Source organism: Pseudoalteromonas prydzensis (assembly GCF_011050055.1).
GTDB classification, from domain to species: domain Bacteria; phylum Pseudomonadota; class Gammaproteobacteria; order Enterobacterales; family Alteromonadaceae; genus Pseudoalteromonas; species Pseudoalteromonas prydzensis_A.
The window spans coordinates 37606-53458 of the sequence record NZ_DRGM01000026.1 but is presented as its reverse complement, the minus strand read 5'-3'; the positions used below and the strand labels follow the sequence as shown (position 1 = coordinate 53458).

Genomic DNA, 15853 nt, shown 5'->3' with positions numbered 1-15853 from the left:
TTTAATTAATAGTTTTACATCATCAGAGAACGATATTTTAGGTTTTGTTGTTACGCTATTGCTATACATAGGTGTGTATTTGCTTATTTCTATTGCTGGATGGTTAGTAATTGGATTCCCTCTCCATTTTGTAATAAGCAAATATACTAATGGTTCTTATTTATACTACGCTGCTTTGCCAATTGTATTTGTTATACCGTGCTTGTTTTATAAAGGTTCGTTGTTGCTTGGTCTCGCAGCATTATTTCAAGCTTTAATATTTCGTTTTTTCGTTTACAAAAAAGCCTAATCGGGTAGCCGGAGATCTCTAACCTCCAGGGCCTACATCACCCATCAAGCACTTTTTATTAAATATAAAGTGCAATGGGCGGTTCATCTTCCGTAATAAATATTTATCCAAATATCTCTAAGTAACGTTAAACCTCATGAAGCTAAATAGTCATTACCTAGAGCAATATTAATTCCTTTTGTTTTTGAGCTTCTACAAGGACCTCACTTCCAACGCTTACTTTTGGTACTTTGATACTAGTGCTCCCACATGCTATGGCTCGTTGCTCGCTGGCACCCAGTTTCATTAAACCATCACACATGGCGAGATAATTATGAAGTGTAAAACAATACGCCAAGCGGTATCTTAATACATTGAAGTTGATTACAACAAATCAAGAAGGCATAGTACTTCTGGGCTATCTCAGCTCAGAAGTATTTTAACTAAAGAACATCGCTTAGTGCTGTGTTCAGTTTTAGTGCAAGGGACTAGACTTTAATTAAGATGGTGTTGAAGGAAATCAAATTTAGTGGATGATGTGACTTATGAGCAGAATTAATGTAACCGTCGATGAAGTGTATTTATCTTATAAGTTTAAGGGAGCTATTCTCTGTCATTTTACTCTGGTTTTATTGGTAAGCACTTTTTGTTTTTTGTTATTTGAGTGGAGCTATTTGTCAGTCGATTTGATTCAGCTATTAAATAGATTGCCGATCTTTATAAATATCAATAATGCCTCTGCAAAGCCCGACTTTTATAATTGGCTTGCCTTTTGTGTGCTGGTTGATATGCCAATATACGTGTGTCAGTTATTTTTTTTAACGAAAGGGTTTGGCTTTGTTTATTTTGGCCCTAGCAATTGGGTTGTTCGCCTCAAGATAATCCTAGCTTTTGTTGTTCTATTGAGCATGTTGCTTTTTTGGGTATTTGGCTGGGTTTTTACCTGGGACTTTAAAGGCCACAAAACGGATGACCTCTATAATCAAAAAGGTGCCTTCATCTTATTAAATGTGTTGAATTTTTATTTATTTTGGTTACTGGTTTTTAGTTTAAAGACGGCGAAAAAGTATTAATAAATGAATACAAAGAAGACACCCATCATAAAGTTTTTTTAACATTTTTTTCTTAATGGGTGACCAAAATCACTGTACCATTACAAGCCCGCTATGGCGCTTTAATACCCGGCGATTGGCAGGCTTTTACCGTAAAACTGTAACCGTAAGGTTTGCTGTTATCTGGTGCAATTTCAACAATTTCGTAGTCGTTAATCTCAATTGCTTTACTGTCGTCTGATTTTTTGCAACGGGAGTACTGATCTGCTTCGTAGGTGTAAGCAAACATAGCAATTAAGCGTTTGCTGCGTTCAAAGTAACCTTTTGTGTTAAAGAATAATCGCACGGATTGAGTGGTTTCATCTTCTTCCATGTTGGTTATGGGCGGCGCGGGAGGTGTTTCTGTAATATCCTCACTTGGCAGTTGTCCATGTATTTTTTGGCTGAGCTCTTCGACAACTTCAACTTCTTGTTGCTCTGTTAGTGATTGGCTTGAGAGCGCTTTGCTGCTAACGAAGTTGCTTACAATGTCATCAATAACGGCATCGGTGTCTTTGTCGTCAACAAAAGACATTAGATTGATTATTACAATGGTTGATAAAAAGAACCGTATAGAAGCGGTAAGCAAAGGTGAATAGCTTTGGCTAATAAACTTTACCCGCTGCGAACCAAATGGCTTGATTATTAATAGCGCAAAAATGTAAAACGGTAATATCAATTGCAATAATAGTAATGTCGATAAAGAGATACCCAGCGCCCAGGGCGGTAAGTAAAGTAGTGTGGCGAAATTGTGGGTGTAATTAAAATGTGTTGCAGAAACATGAGTAACATTATTGACGATGCCACTGGCGTCGGCCAGCACAAAGTTGGCGATACTGGCATAAAATATCAGTATAAGTGCTTTGCCAGCCAGTGAATGCCAGAGCTTATTGAACTTAGGCCAAAACTCAATGGTAAGCGCTACTATGGTGATAGCTGCGCACAGCCACCCACTTTGAAATATAATTAGGCAGAGCAGTGCCAATAAATAGAGCTTTTGTGCGGTGTTAAGATTAAACCAAATAGCTTTACCTTGCTCATAAAAGCGCAGCTTATGAGGTTGCAAATTTTGCTGTTGTTTCCTCAGCTGTTTGTTTGCATGCCATCTGGCGATTTTCATATATCTTAACACCGGCCAACCTTAGTACTTAAAGGGAAAGCCCTATTTTAATAATAGGGGTTTCAAATAGTGACCGGTATGTGAACGCTCACATTCGGCTACTTCATCTGGCGTGCCTGCAATGAGGATCTCACCGCCGCCAGCGCCACCTTCAGGACCTAAATCAATGATCCAATCGGCTGTTTTTATTACATCAAGATTATGCTCAATAACTACGATAGTATTGCCATGATCGCGTAGGCGATGCAGCACTACTAATAATTGCTCAATATCGGCAAAGTGCAAGCCTGTAGTTGGCTCATCCAAAATGTACAAGGTTTTACCTGTATCACGTTTTGATAGCTCACGGGCGAGTTTAACCCGCTGCGCTTCACCACCGGAGAGCGTAGTCGCTGCTTGACCTAAGCGAATATACGACAAGCCGACATCCATTAAGGTTTTTAGTTTGCGTGCAATGGCGGGTATCTTATCAAAATAGTCGTGCGCATCTTCCACTGTCATCTCAAGCACTTGGTGAATGTTTTTACCTTTGTACTGTACTTCGAGCGTTTCGCGGTTATAACGTTGTCCTTTACAGACATCACACGGCACGTATACATCCGGTAAAAAGTGCATTTCGACTTTAATTACGCCATCGCCTTGGCAGGCTTCACAACGACCACCTTTAACGTTAAAGCTAAAGCGACCCACTTTATAACCACGCGAGCGTGATTCTTGCGTACCCGCAAACAACTCACGGATACCAGTAAAAATACCGGTATATGTGGCTGGGTTTGAGCGTGGCGTACGGCCAATGGGGCTTTGGTCAATATCGATTACTTTGTCAAAATGCTCAAGGCCACTAATTGATTTGTATGGTGCAGCTTCGGCGGTGGTTGCGCCATTTAGTTCGGTATGCGCGAGTTTGAATAAAGTGTCGTTGATAAGCGTTGATTTACCAGAGCCTGATACACCAGTAATACAAGTCATCAAACCAAAAGGTATTTTTAAATCGACATTTTTCAAGTTATTACCGCTAGCGCCAAACAGCTCTAACCACTTGTCGTTGATTTTATGACGCTCTTTGGGAACTTCAATTTTGCGTTTACCCGACAAAAACTGCCCTGTGACAGACTCTGCACTGGCCAAAATATCATCACGGGTACCTTGAGCTATTACATAGCCGCCATGTACACCAGCGCCGGGGCCAATATCAATAATGTGATCGGCGGCGCGGATCGCATCTTCATCATGCTCAACTACAATCACGGTATTACCGAGATCACGTAAGTGGATAAGGGTTTTTAATAAGCGGTCGTTATCGCGTTGATGTAAACCAATCGATGGCTCATCAAGCACATACATTACGCCAACAAGGCCAGCACCAATTTGGCTGGCTAGGCGGATCCGCTGCGCTTCACCGCCAGATAAAGTATCGGCACTGCGCTCTAATGAAAGGTAGTTAAGGCCGACATTGATCAAAAACGATAAACGATCGCGAATTTCTTTTAAGATTTTTTCAGCTATTTGGCCTTTTTGACCGGTTAAGCTTAGTTGCTCAAAAAAGCTCATCGCTTCACCAATACTCATACTGGTGATAGCGGGTAAGTTAGTTTGGCCGATAAATACACTGCGCGCTTCTTGGCGTAGGCGCGAACCTTTACAACTTGGGCACGCTTGGCTGGTTTGGTATTTAGCCAGCTCTTCGCGCACTGAATTTGATTCGGTCTCACGATAGCGGCGGTTCATATTATTGAGCACGCCTTCAAACTCATGGTTACGAGTTATTAAGTCCCCTCGATCGTTGCGGTAGTTAAAAGCAATTTTTGTCTCGCCAGAACCTTCTAAAATGATTTTTTTAGCGTCTTTAGACAGTTCCTGAAAGGGCATTTCTAAATCAAATTTATAGTGCTCAGCAACCGCTTGCAGCATCTGAAAATAGTAAAAACTGCGTTTATCCCAGCCTTTGATTGCCCCACCAGATAAACTTAACTCAGGGTTTTGAATCACTCTATTTGGGTCGAAATATTGACGAACCCCTAAACCATCACAACTTTGACATGCGCCCGCCGGGTTATTAAACGAGAACAACCGTGGTTCGAGTTCGCTCATCGCATAGCCACAAGTTGGGCAAGCAAAGTTAGCAGAGAGCAGTAACTCTTCGGCGCTTGAATCATCCATCGAGGCAATTGTTGCTACACCAGCAGACAGCTCTAACGCGGTTTCAAACGACTCAGCTAAGCGTTGTTGTAAACCATCTTTAACTTTAAAGCGGTCAACTACGACTTCAATAGTGTGTTTTTTATGTAGTTCTAAAGTCGGTGGATCAGAGAGGTCGCATACTTCGCCGTCAATACGGGCGCGAATATAACCTTGACTGGCAAGTTGCTCTAACAACTTAACGTGCTCACCTTTGCGTTCTTTTATCACAGGAGCCAGTAACATCAATTTACTGCCTTCAGGGAACGCTAAAACAGTGTCGACCATTTGGCTCACGGTTTGTGCAGCGAGTGGCAAATCGTGAGTAGGGCAACGCGGTTCACCAACACGGGCAAACATTAAGCGTAAGTAATCATAAATTTCGGTAATGGTACCAACGGTGGAGCGAGGATTATGTGACGTTGATTTTTGTTCAATTGAAATTGCTGGCGACAGCCCTTCAATATGATCAACATCCGGTTTTTCCATTAAAGATAAAAATTGTCTGGCATAGGCCGATAAAGATTCTACATACCGACGCTGCCCTTCTGCATATAAGGTATCAAATGCTAAAGACGATTTACCTGAACCAGATAGCCCGGTGATAACAATTAATTTATCACGGGGAATGGTTAGGCTGATGTCTTTTAAATTGTGCGTGCGGGCGCCTCGGACTTCAATGTTTTCCATGCTATCTCGTTTCATTACCAAATTGATTTACTGAGTATCTCATAATACGTGCGAAGATTAATCCTTGATCAATGAAAAATCATCAGTTTGAAACGATTATTTCTTGTTAAGCTTGTGCTAGAATCCCTGCTCGAATTTTAATAGACAGCAAGAACACGCGAATCATGACAGCATCTTCACTTAATTCACGAGAAAAACGCGCCGCAGTATCGCTCGCGAGTGTGTTTGCATTTCGTATGCTTGGCTTATTTATGTTAATGCCAGTGCTGGCTATTTATGGACAAGATTTAGCTGGGTTTTCACCGTTATGGATTGGTATTGCTATTGGTGCTTATGGTTTAACACAAGCGCTGTTACAAATACCTATGGGTTGGTTATCAGATAAAATAGGCCGCAAAAAAGTTATTGTTGGTGGTTTATGTTTGTTTGCTGTGGGCTCTGTTATTGCAGCCACTGCTGATTCCTTGCAAATGGTCACTGTAGGACGTGCATTACAAGGAATGGGGGCGATTGCCAGTTCATTACTTGCTTTTGCCTCTGATCTAAGTCGTGACGAACAACGACCAAAAGTGATGGCCGTAATCGGCATGAGTATTGGTATGAGCTTTGCTGTCGCCATGTTGCTTGGGCCTATGGTCGCCGCGGCTTGGGGCATTGCGGGTATATTTTGGTTGACGGCGGCATTGGCTATCCTTGGTATTTTTATCGTGCTATTTTTAGTGCCAAAAGCCGTTAATAAGGCGCCCAAAGGCGATACGCTAGCCAGCTTTACTGATATTAAAAAGCTTATTAAACACCCACAATTAGCACGTTTAGATGTGGGCATTATGTTGCTCCATTTAACCCTAACCACTATTTTTGTTGCGCTACCTGGGCAATTGATTGCCAATGGCCTGGTCGCATCAGCACATTGGCAAATATATATTCCGGTGTTGATCTTTGGCTTTTTGTTAATGGCACCTATGATGATCATCGCCATTCGCAAAGAAAAAGAAAAGCAGGCCTTTATCGCTTCAGTTGCGTTATTGACTATGAGTATGACGGCAATGGCGTTATGGGTTGATAGTATTATAGGCATGGCGTTATGTATGTTGGCCTATTTTGTCGCGTTTAACTTTTTAGAAGCGACCATGCCGGCATTGGTATCGCGCTTTTCACCTGCCAATCAAAAAGGCTCGGCGATGGGAGTATTTTCGTCTGGGCAATTTTTTGGTGCTTTTTTAGGTGGTATTTTAGGAGGTTACGTTGCGCAATCAACAACGCCGCAAGCAGTGTTTGCCGCGGCCGCAGTTGTTGGGTTAATATGGCTTATCCTTGCGTGGAATATGCAAGTCCCGCCAAGAAGTAAAATGATAAGCTTAATGACAGAATTAAGTAATGAGCAGCAAGCGCAAACCCTTGCGTCTCGTTTAGTTGCTTTACCAGGTGTAATAGAAGCAACGGTAGTATGCGATGAAAATCGTAGCTATTTAAAGATTGATGATAAAGAATTTGACCTAGACCAAGCCCGCAAAGCGGCTGGTTTAATATAACGTTTATAGGAGAAAGGTCCATGGCACGCGGTGTGAACAAAGTAATCTTGGTTGGTAATTTAGGTCAAGATCCAGAAGTACGTTATATGCCTAACGGCAATGGTGTAGCGAATATTACCTTGGCTACGTCAGATAGCTATAAAGACAAAAACACCGGTCAAATGGTTGATAAAACAGAATGGCACCGTGTTGTGTTTTTTGGCAAGTTAGCTGAAATTGTAGGTGAATATTGCCGTAAAGGGTCACAAATTTACGTTGAAGGCAAACTTCAAACCCGTAAATGGACTGACCAACAAGGCCAAGAGAAATACACCACTGAGATCGTGGTAGACGGCTTTACTGGCCAAATGCAAATGCTAGGTGCCCGTGGTGGTGATCAGCAAGGTGGCGGTTATCAAGGTGGCCAACAGCACAGCCAAGGCGGTCAATCTCAAGCTGGTTACGGCCAGCAACAGAGCGCTCCACAGCAAAGCGCACCACAACAAGGTGGTTACACTCAACAGCAAAGTGCACCACAGCAAAGCGGTGGTTATGCGCCAGCACCACAACAAGCGCCAGCTGCTCGTCAGCAACCTGCTGCAGCACCACAGCAAAGTAATCAATACCAAAGTGGCGGCTATGCTCCACAAGGTGGCGGGCAACCACAAGGTGGTTTTGCACCTAAGCCACAAAATGCTCCACAAGGCGGCGCATCAAACCCAATGGAACCACCAATCGACTTTGATGACGATATCCCGTTTTAAATTATCAGTAATTATTTTCAAGGGTCTGTTTTTACAGGCCCTTTTTTTATCTTTGTTGGTAAAAAATGCATGCCAACAAATTTAACTTGCCACGCACTTGCTCCGGTTACATTTTTTATTTGAAATTTGCAAATTCATAGGTCTTTAAAAAAACGCCAGTTTTGGCTTTTTTGCTCGATTTATCGAATCTAAAATTATCTTTAATCATGCTGTAGCCTTGTGTTTATAGGGATCTTGAACAACACTTGAGCTATTAGTACAAACAGCGTAACAGCCATGGTGACTCAATTTAAAAATGCACAAGTACGGATGCTAAGTATTTATGTGATTGCTTTTATGCTTTTACTGACGGTATTTAATCTCTTATTAGGCGAGATATTGCATCAAAAAGTACACATCGAAGGCAGTCAATTAGCAAAGCAAGTATATAACTTAAAACTGGAGCAAATCGCAGATAGAGACATCATTGCAGCACTTGCTGGCGAGCATGGTTTTATGCTTGAGCCAGAGAGTATGCCGTTTCATTTTTCTGCTTTTATGGCCCAAGAGAGTGATATCTATAAATATAAAACGGTTAGTTTAAAGCTTTACCATTTGCCTTTTTGGGTTATAGAAAGCCCGCTATTTATTTTATTGAATTTAGTGATGATTGGCGCTATTACATGGGGCTATCGCTGGTGGCGGGTGCTTTTCAAACGACGCGATACGGTTGCTGAAATCAGCGATTTTAAAGCATCGCACACTCAATTGCCCGTTAACTTACCCCTTCATAATATTACGATTGGTGACAGCAATGCCGTTGCGACTAAGCACCAACAGGTAGCTAGAGAAGATGCTGTGATCACGGGCATGTACGGCATTCAAAATAATCACAACCACCTCTTTGCTCTACTTTATTGGGCACAGCCATTTCCAGCTAATGTGGACTTAGAAAGTCATTTTAAAGTTATTATAGTCAAAGGCTTTAAAGAGTTATCTCGGGTATCTGTGAAGTTACTATCTTCAGGTGGCTTGGCAATTACTTTAGAGAATATACCGCAGGCCGATGTTGATACTTACGCCAAGCGGTTACATCAAACGATTTACCAAGCATCTTTGCTTTATCGCGGTGATCTATCCCGTAAAGAAATTAAAATAGGGGTATGTAATTACCGTGATGGTGCTGACCAAACGATAGTTTATCAATTAACAAAATCAGCATTAACACTCGCAAAGCAAAGTGCTTGGCAGCATATTCACCGTGTGCCATTTAACTACACACGGTCAACAGTGCTGGCAAATAGTTCTGAGAATCTGTCTGATTACATTGGCAAAAAGAAGTTTATGTTATTTTTTCAACCGCTGTTTGAATTTGCCAGTGGTGATATATTACAGCATGAAGCTTTGATCAGAGTACGTCATAAATCACTAGGCATGCTGTCGGCTAGGCAATTTATCCCGCAATTGAAAAGTGATGACGCAATTACCTTGTTGGATAAAACAGTATTGGAGCAAGTTATTAAGTTATTAAAAAGTGAGCCAAGTTCTTTGACGGTTAGTATTAACTTACATGCTTTTAATTGGTTTGATGATGGCTACTGGCATTGGTTTGGCGAGAAAATGAAAAACCTAAAAGGCGCTGCTAAACTACAGTTTGAAATATCTGAAGTGGATTTTTATCAACACCAACAGCTTTTGAAATTTGCTTTTAGTACGATTAAATCAGTGGGTAGCTCAGTATTAATTGATAATGTTGCATCGCACGATAAAATCGCTTTATTGGCGTCCTATAAAGGGATAAAAGGATTAAAATTAAGCTACGATTTAATTCACAACATTGATAAAAATGTAACGCAGCAAAAAATGGTGCGTCAAATTGTCGTGAGTGCTGAGCGAATAAACTTACCTGTATACGGTGTTGGCGTGGAAACGCAACAAGAGCTCAATATGCTTAAAAAGCAGGGCGTCATTGGTGCGCAAGGGTTTTACTTTACAGAGCCTTTGCAAGAGTTTACTAATGTAATGGTAAATTAACCTATTAACTGACGGTAACGCAGTCCATTTAACCCTTGTAGGCCGCCGGTATGAATAGCAATGATCCGGCTGCCTTCAGGAAAATAACCCTGAGCTATTAGCTGCCATAAAGCGTACATCATTTTTCCTGAGTAAATTGGTTCGAGCGGTAGTTGATGTTGAGTTTGCATCATTTGGCAAAACTGCCAAAGTTCAGGGCTAAACTTGCCATAACCACCACCATGAAACTGGGTGAGTAATTGCCAGTTTTGCTGCTGCATAGCAATTGCACTAAGAGATTTGATTTCATCCACTAGATAATCAGCTTGCTTTAATACCGCAACCCCTAAAACCTGAGTGGTGTTATCGCAACCTTCAATTAATCCAGCTAGCGTGCCCCCGCTACCGGTTGGGCAGATAACATAATCAGCGTTAGGTAATGACTGCGCAAGTTCTTTACAGCCTAGCAGAGCGGCTTTGTTTGTGCCGCCTTCTGGCAGTATGTAGGCGTTAGGAAAACGTGTTTGCAATTGCGCTAAATAATCAGGGTTGTGTCGCTCACGATACTCTAAACGGGTAACTGGGTGCAGCTGCATAGCGCATTGTTTGGCAAACTTTAAGGTCGGGTTTTGCTGATCAAGTTCAGGGCCACGGATAATGCCATGGGTTTTCAAGTTGAACTGCTTTCCTGCGGCAGCACAGGCATGAATATGATTTGAAAAAGCACCGCCAAAAGTAACTAATTCTGTTTTTCCCTCTGTTTTCATTGCAGTTAAGTTATATTTTAATTTTCGCCATTTATTGCCGCTTATTAACGGATGTAGAAGATCGTCACGTTTTACTGATAAGGATATTTTTTTTTCATTTAGCATGGGGCAAGTGATTCTTTGCAGTGCAGACTCAGGTATTAAATTCACAGTGACAACTTAAAATAAATGGGCCATAAGTTTAACAAATTAGCTATGAACAAGAAAAGGGGCTATTTTCATACTATGTGATGGTAATTTACTGGCATGAAGTACGGTAATAGTTGTAAACTCAGATAATTTTTGAACAAAGCTTGTGTTTTGCCTTGCAAGTACATAGCATAAGAGTTTAATTATAAAAAATAAATAATGACCAAATAATTGCCGCTTTTTGGGAATGGAATATATGCGAATTGCTCCTTTGTCTCTATTAATATCAGCTAGTTTGTTTGCATCGAGTGTATTTGCACAAGATACAGCCACAGTAACTGGAATTGAATCTGAGATCAGTATTAAACAAGCTGAATACGATAACGCTACACAGATACTTGAAAAACACTTAAAAGAAGAAAGTCAGTTACAGAGTCAACTAGATTTATTACGAACTCGTTCGACCGAGCTAGACAAAGAAAAAAATCAAGCACTTGATGCCATGAATGAAATGTATCGTCGTTTAATTGACGATCCCAGTATTGATATTAGTGCAGCACAAGCGCGCTATCAGCAGGCTGTGGTTGATCATAAACAAAATAAAGATGATATCGCGATGCAGTTGGCGGCAATTGCATCCCACCGCAAAGACATTGAACAAATTCGCGTAGCAAAACATACCCAGCTAAATACACTCGAAAGCTTAAAAGAACAATTAACAACAGCCCGAGTTGAACGCTTACGTAATGAATTTACCCGTGAAGGCACATTAGAAGTTAACCATACTATCAACTGTAAACGTACAGAAACGTTAGCAGCGTGTGAGCAACGTGGTCAGCAAATGGGTTTGCAAAAAGCGACCAAGCGTTTTGTAGACCAAATTTTTGCTAACTTAACTGAAGAGCGCCTAGTAGAACCTAAGCGTAATATGGCGGGTGCACAGGTACAGGTTTTAAGTAGCCATGTGGTCAATAGTGCGTTTAGTGGCCAAGGTAACTACAACGTAAACTTAAGTGTCACTATGCGTGGCGATGTAAATAGTAGTCGTTTGTGTAGCTTATTAACTGTTGATAACCGCTATTGTTCAGAGTACGGCACGCCGCTTAGCACTGGATATCAAAGCAGTTACGATACGACTTTTACAGATAGTCAGTTAACATTCAGTGATAGTAAGGATAATACCAACGTTTCGGTGTCGCGTATGAGCGAACAACCGATACACGATTATTCAGTTAAACCTATGCCAACGGTGAAGCCGCAGCTAGATGCAAATAAAATGATTGAACTTACGCTGCGTTCAAATGTTTATGACGATGAAGTGTTTATTGATGGTGTAAGTTTTGGCTCAACTCGTTTAGCAACGTCTTTACCAAGTGGTATTCATGATGTTGAAGTGCGTAAGCAAGGGTATCAACCTTATCGCGTGCGTGTTGACTTGCGAAAGCCGCAGACCATTCATGCTAAGTTGGTAAAAAAGCCTGAGTCGATTGCTGCACCGACATACACTAGCGAGCAACGTAATACGACACCAGTAACCAGTACTGCGCTAGGTGATAACGCTGCTGCGGCAATGGTTGTGATCCCTGCTGGTAAGTTTGAAATGGGCGATATCAACGGTAATGGTCTTGCCAATGAACGTCCAGTTGTAGAAAAAACCATTGCAAGCTCATTTGCTATGCAGAATAAAGAAGTGACCGTGGGCGCTTATCAGCAATTTGTTTCTAATACCAATTATAAAACAGAAGCTGAACGTAATCGTGGTTGTGCTTATTACTTAAATGGCGAACCAGTTTGGGAAGTTAATTTAAATTGGCGCAATCCAGGTTTTGAGCAAAACAGTGATTTTCCTGCTGTGTGTTTAACTTACAACGATGCAAAAGCATATGCTGATTGGTTGTCAGGTCAAACAGGTCAACAATATCGGTTACCCAATGAGGTTGAGTGGGAGTATGCAGCACGCGCTGGCACCAAAACTGAATACCCATGGGGTAACGAAATAGGTAAAAATTTAGCCAATTGTGGTTGGTGTGGTAGTGAATGGTCAAACAAAAGTGCAGCGCCAACTGGCTCGTTTGCACCTAATGCGTTTGGTCTTTACGACACGGTAGGAAATGTATGGGAATGGACTCATAAGTCGGCTGATCAAGCGGATGTGACTGTTCGCGGTGGGGCGTGGAATTTTGCGCCTAGTTTAGCTCGCGCCTCAACTCGTTTGATTTTGGCGCCGGACTTTCGTGCAAATTATATCGGTTTTCGTCTAGTACGCGAACGATAAAAAATAATTTAAATAAGGAAGCAATGCTTCCTTTTTTACCCAATTAACAAAGGTAGCTACGCTTTTTATTGCTGAACTGATTCAGCATGTTAAAGTGCATAAGCTAACATAAGAACGTTTTTCAAAGGTCATCCAGCCTCATGTTTAAAAAGCTCCGTGGTATTTTTTCAAACGATCTATCGATCGACTTGGGTACAGCCAACACCCTAATTTATGTCAAAGATGAAGGCATTGTCCTTAATGAACCATCTGTAGTTGCGATCCGTCAAGAACGCGCTGGTGGTCCAAAAAGTGTTGCCTCTGTAGGTACTGAAGCTAAGCAAATGCTTGGCCGAACGCCTGGTAATATTAAAGCAATTCGCCCGATGAAAGACGGTGTCATTGCTGACTTCTATGTAACTGAAAAAATGTTACAACACTTTATCAAGCAAGTGCATAACAATAACTTTATGCGCCCAAGCCCACGTGTGCTTATTTGTGTGCCGTGTGGTGCAACGCAAGTAGAAAAGCGTGCCATTCGCGAATCAGCAATGGGAGCAGGTGCTCGCGAAGTGTATTTAATTGAAGAGCCAATGGCTGCTGCTATTGGTGCTGGCTTACCAGTATCAGAAGCAACCGGATCTATGGTTGTTGATATTGGTGGTGGTACCACTGAAGTCGCGATTATTTCACTTAACGGTGTGGTGTATTCATCATCAGTGCGTATTGGCGGTGATAAGTTCGACGAAGCAATCATCAACTATGTGCGCCGTAACTTTGGTAGCTTAATCGGTGAAGCAACTGCCGAGAACATTAAGCATCAAATTGGTTCAGCGTTTAAAACGGATGAGCCGATTGAAATTGAAGTACGTGGCCGTAACCTTGCTGAAGGTGTGCCGCGTTCATTCACGCTTAACTCGCATGAAATCCTAGAAGCCCTACAAGAGCCATTAATGGGTATTGTTAGCGCAGTGATGGTTGCCCTTGAGCAATCACCACCAGAGCTGGCGTCAGATATTTCTGCTAAAGGTATGGTGTTAACGGGTGGCGGTGCATTGCTTAAAGATTTAGACCGTTTATTAATGGAAGAGACTGGCATTCCTGTTGTGGTTGCTGACGATCCATTAACCTGTGTAGCACGTGGCGGCGGTAAAGCATTAGAAATGATAGATATGCACGGTGGTGACGTATTTAGTTACGACTAATGAAATTAATGTTTGGGCGTGCCATTTCTTTACAACTGCGGCTTTTTGTCGCAGTGGTATTGAGTGTTATGTTGATCGTCGGCGATCGTTATACCCAAGGTGGTACTACAGTACGCACGAGTTTAAATACTTTAGTGAGCCCGTTACTGTATTTAGCCAACTTACCTTATGAAGTATTTAGCCTTGGCGCTAAAAGCTTGCACACGCGCGATCAATTACTTACTGAAAACGAAGCGCTAAAGAAAAAGCAATTACTGCAAAGTGAACAACTCCAGCAATATCAATTCTTAAGCAAAGAAAACCAAAAGCTACGAGCTTTATTGGGATCCTCTGCTAAACATTCTAATCGTAAAATAATCGCGCAAGTACTCTCTGTACACTCAAATCCGTATAGTCACCAAGTGGTGATCAATCGTGGCACCATTGATGGTATTAGTGAAGGGCAAGCGGTGATTGATGAAATGGGTGTCGTTGGGCAGCTTACCAAAGTTGGTTCAACAACCTCTCGTGTATTACTGATGACCGACACAACCCATGCCACGCCAGTGCGTATTCTGCGTAATGATGTGCGTACAGTGGTTGAAGGCATTGGCAAAATTAATTCAGTTAAACTCTCCCATGTACCGCACAGTTTAGATGTACGAATTGGCGATGTGTTGGTAACTTCGGGACTTGGTGGTACGTTTCCTGAAGGCTATCCGGTGGCTGTAGTGACTGAAATTAATCGCGATGAAGGCCAGCCATTTGCACAAGTTTACGCAGAGCCAATAGCTCAGTTAGATCGCATTCGTTTATTAGTGGTGTTATGGCGCAATCAGCAGGAAACTATCAGCAATGAATAGCCGTTATTTTTTATTGATTGCCGTGAGCATCTTTTTTGCTTTGATCATGGCATTGATGCCATTACCATTTTCGTTTGAACCATTTCGTCCAGACTGGGTGTTATTGGTGTTAATGTACTGGTCGTTAGCAGTGCCGCATAGATTAAATATTGGTACGGCTTGGGTGGTTGGCTTATTGATAGATTTAGCCACTGGTTCGCCACTGGGGGTCAATTCACTCACTTATTCAATTTGTATTTTTGTGACCGCCAGTAATTTCCAGAAAATTCGTAATTTTTCAATTTGGCAGCAAGCGATACTGGTAGGCTTATTTTTAACCTTGTATCATTTAATGCAATTTTGGTTGAACCATTTTTTAATGGATGTGTATTTTAACCCGCAGTATTTATGGCCTGTCGTCACTGGCATGTTAAGTTGGCCTTGGATTTTCTTATTGCTACGTAAATATCGCCGTCATTTCAGGATCAGATAATGCAAACCGCCATTTATTTAGCGTCAGCTTCCCCTCGGCGCAAAGAGTTGCTAACTCAGCTTGGTGTCGCATTCTCACAATTTAGTGTTGATGCTGATGAAAGTCCGCTAGCAGGCGAAACCCCGCTCGAACTTGTTGAACGGTTAGCACGTTTAAAGGCCCAAACGGGTGTTGCGATGGGATATACAGATCGCCCCGTACTTGGCAGTGATACTGTGGTGGTTATTGATAACCAATCCCTTGGTAAACCTCGTGATAAAGCCGACTTTATGGCAACCCTAAAGCGTCTATCAGGGCGCAGCCATGAAGTGTTTACGGCGATCGCTTTTGCTACTGAACAACAGGTAATGAGTTGTGTTGTAACCACTAAAGTGAGCTTTAAAACACTCTCAGAACAAAAATTAGAAGCCTACTGGCAAAGTGGTGAGCCACAAGATAAAGCCGGAGGCTATGGCATTCAAGGATTAGGCGGGCGCTTTGTTACTCATATTTCGGGTAGCTATTTTGCGGTTGTCGGCTTACCTTTATATGAGTGCGAAAAATTATTAAGCGAATTCTTAAGTAGGTAAC

12 protein-coding genes are annotated in these 15853 nt (G+C 41.9%); 9 read left to right on the top strand and 3 right to left on the bottom strand.

The window, feature by feature from the left end:
- On the top strand, positions 1-289 hold a 289-nt coding region (locus ENH88_RS02240), incomplete at its 5' end, for a hypothetical protein (RefSeq protein WP_304178982.1).
- Between the two features lie 1143 nt (positions 290-1432).
- Here ENH88_RS02240 and ENH88_RS02235 read toward each other — a convergent pair.
- Positions 1433-2479 carry a hypothetical protein gene (locus ENH88_RS02235; RefSeq protein WP_304178980.1) on the bottom strand — a complete coding sequence of 349 codons (1047 nt, stop codon included), beginning with the start codon at positions 2477-2479 and terminating at the stop codon, positions 1433-1435.
- A 42-nt stretch (positions 2480-2521) separates the two neighbouring features.
- Complete coding sequence (gene uvrA, locus ENH88_RS02230) at positions 2522-5347, bottom strand: excinuclease ABC subunit UvrA (RefSeq protein WP_304178978.1); 2826 nt, start codon at positions 5345-5347, stop codon at positions 2522-2524.
- Between the two features lie 164 nt (positions 5348-5511).
- Here uvrA and ENH88_RS02225 point away from each other — a divergent pair, with 164 nt between their 5' ends.
- The 3 genes from ENH88_RS02225 (at position 5512) to ENH88_RS02215 (ending at position 9635) form a co-directional block, all read left to right on the top strand.
- Positions 5512-6879, top strand: a complete 1368-nt coding sequence (locus ENH88_RS02225; RefSeq protein WP_304178976.1) for an MFS transporter — start codon at positions 5512-5514, stop codon at positions 6877-6879.
- A 20-nt stretch (positions 6880-6899) separates the two neighbouring features.
- Positions 6900-7622: a single-stranded DNA-binding protein gene (ssb, locus tag ENH88_RS02220; protein WP_304178974.1), complete on the top strand. Its 723-nt coding sequence runs from the start codon at positions 6900-6902 to the stop codon at positions 7620-7622.
- A 276-nt stretch (positions 7623-7898) separates the two neighbouring features.
- Positions 7899-9635 carry an EAL domain-containing protein gene (locus ENH88_RS02215; RefSeq protein WP_304178972.1) on the top strand — a complete coding sequence of 579 codons (1737 nt, stop codon included), beginning with the start codon at positions 7899-7901 and terminating at the stop codon, positions 9633-9635.
- Here the strand turns inward: ENH88_RS02215 and ENH88_RS02210 are convergent.
- Positions 9632-10486, bottom strand: coding sequence for a 1-aminocyclopropane-1-carboxylate deaminase/D-cysteine desulfhydrase (locus ENH88_RS02210; protein ID WP_304178970.1), 855 nt, complete (start codon positions 10484-10486; stop codon positions 9632-9634). The two genes, ENH88_RS02215 and ENH88_RS02210, sit on opposite strands and share 4 nt — an antisense overlap.
- Before the next feature lie 280 nt (positions 10487-10766).
- Here ENH88_RS02210 and ENH88_RS02205 point away from each other — a divergent pair, with 280 nt between their 5' ends.
- The 5 genes from ENH88_RS02205 (at position 10767) to ENH88_RS02185 (ending at position 15852) form a co-directional block, all read left to right on the top strand.
- The gene (locus tag ENH88_RS02205) at positions 10767-12785 is read left to right on the top strand and encodes an SUMF1/EgtB/PvdO family nonheme iron enzyme (RefSeq protein WP_304178968.1); all 2019 of its coding nucleotides are present in this window, start codon (positions 10767-10769) and stop codon (positions 12783-12785) included.
- A gap of 140 nt (positions 12786-12925) precedes the next feature.
- Complete coding sequence (locus ENH88_RS02200) at positions 12926-13969, top strand: rod shape-determining protein (RefSeq protein ID WP_016709506.1); 1044 nt, start codon at positions 12926-12928, stop codon at positions 13967-13969.
- Entirely contained in the window at positions 13969-14811 is an 843-nt protein-coding gene (mreC, locus tag ENH88_RS02195; protein ID WP_304178962.1) for a rod shape-determining protein MreC, read from the top strand. The genes ENH88_RS02200 and mreC overlap by 1 nt, the downstream gene beginning before the upstream one ends.
- Positions 14804-15283 (top strand): rod shape-determining protein MreD, encoded by a 480-nt coding sequence (mreD, locus tag ENH88_RS02190; RefSeq protein WP_192540890.1) that lies wholly within the window; start codon positions 14804-14806, stop codon positions 15281-15283. Before mreC ends, mreD begins: the two co-directional genes overlap by 8 nt.
- Complete coding sequence (locus tag ENH88_RS02185; protein ID WP_304178959.1) at positions 15283-15852, top strand: Maf family protein; 570 nt, start codon at positions 15283-15285, stop codon at positions 15850-15852. Before mreD ends, ENH88_RS02185 begins: the two co-directional genes overlap by 1 nt.
- Position 15853 lies beyond the last annotated feature (1 nt).

Coding starts and splice junctions, on each gene's coding strand:
- ENH88_RS02235 (WP_304178980.1), bottom strand. CDS start 2,479: ATGAAAATCGCCAGATGGCATGCAAACAAACAGCTGAGGAAACAACAG.
- uvrA (WP_304178978.1), bottom strand. CDS start 5,347: ATGGAAAACATTGAAGTCCGAGGCGCCCGCACGCACAATTTAAAAGAC.
- ENH88_RS02225 (WP_304178976.1), top strand. CDS start 5,512: ATGACAGCATCTTCACTTAATTCACGAGAAAAACGCGCCGCAGTATCG.
- ssb (WP_304178974.1), top strand. CDS start 6,900: ATGGCACGCGGTGTGAACAAAGTAATCTTGGTTGGTAATTTAGGTCAA.
- ENH88_RS02215 (WP_304178972.1), top strand. CDS start 7,899: ATGGTGACTCAATTTAAAAATGCACAAGTACGGATGCTAAGTATTTAT.
- ENH88_RS02210 (WP_304178970.1), bottom strand. CDS start 10,486: ATGCTAAATGAAAAAAAAATATCCTTATCAGTAAAACGTGACGATCTT.
- ENH88_RS02205 (WP_304178968.1), top strand. CDS start 10,767: ATGCGAATTGCTCCTTTGTCTCTATTAATATCAGCTAGTTTGTTTGCA.
- ENH88_RS02200 (WP_016709506.1), top strand. CDS start 12,926: ATGTTTAAAAAGCTCCGTGGTATTTTTTCAAACGATCTATCGATCGAC.
- mreC (WP_304178962.1), top strand. CDS start 13,969: ATGAAATTAATGTTTGGGCGTGCCATTTCTTTACAACTGCGGCTTTTT.
- mreD (WP_192540890.1), top strand. CDS start 14,804: ATGAATAGCCGTTATTTTTTATTGATTGCCGTGAGCATCTTTTTTGCT.
- ENH88_RS02185 (WP_304178959.1), top strand. CDS start 15,283: ATGCAAACCGCCATTTATTTAGCGTCAGCTTCCCCTCGGCGCAAAGAG.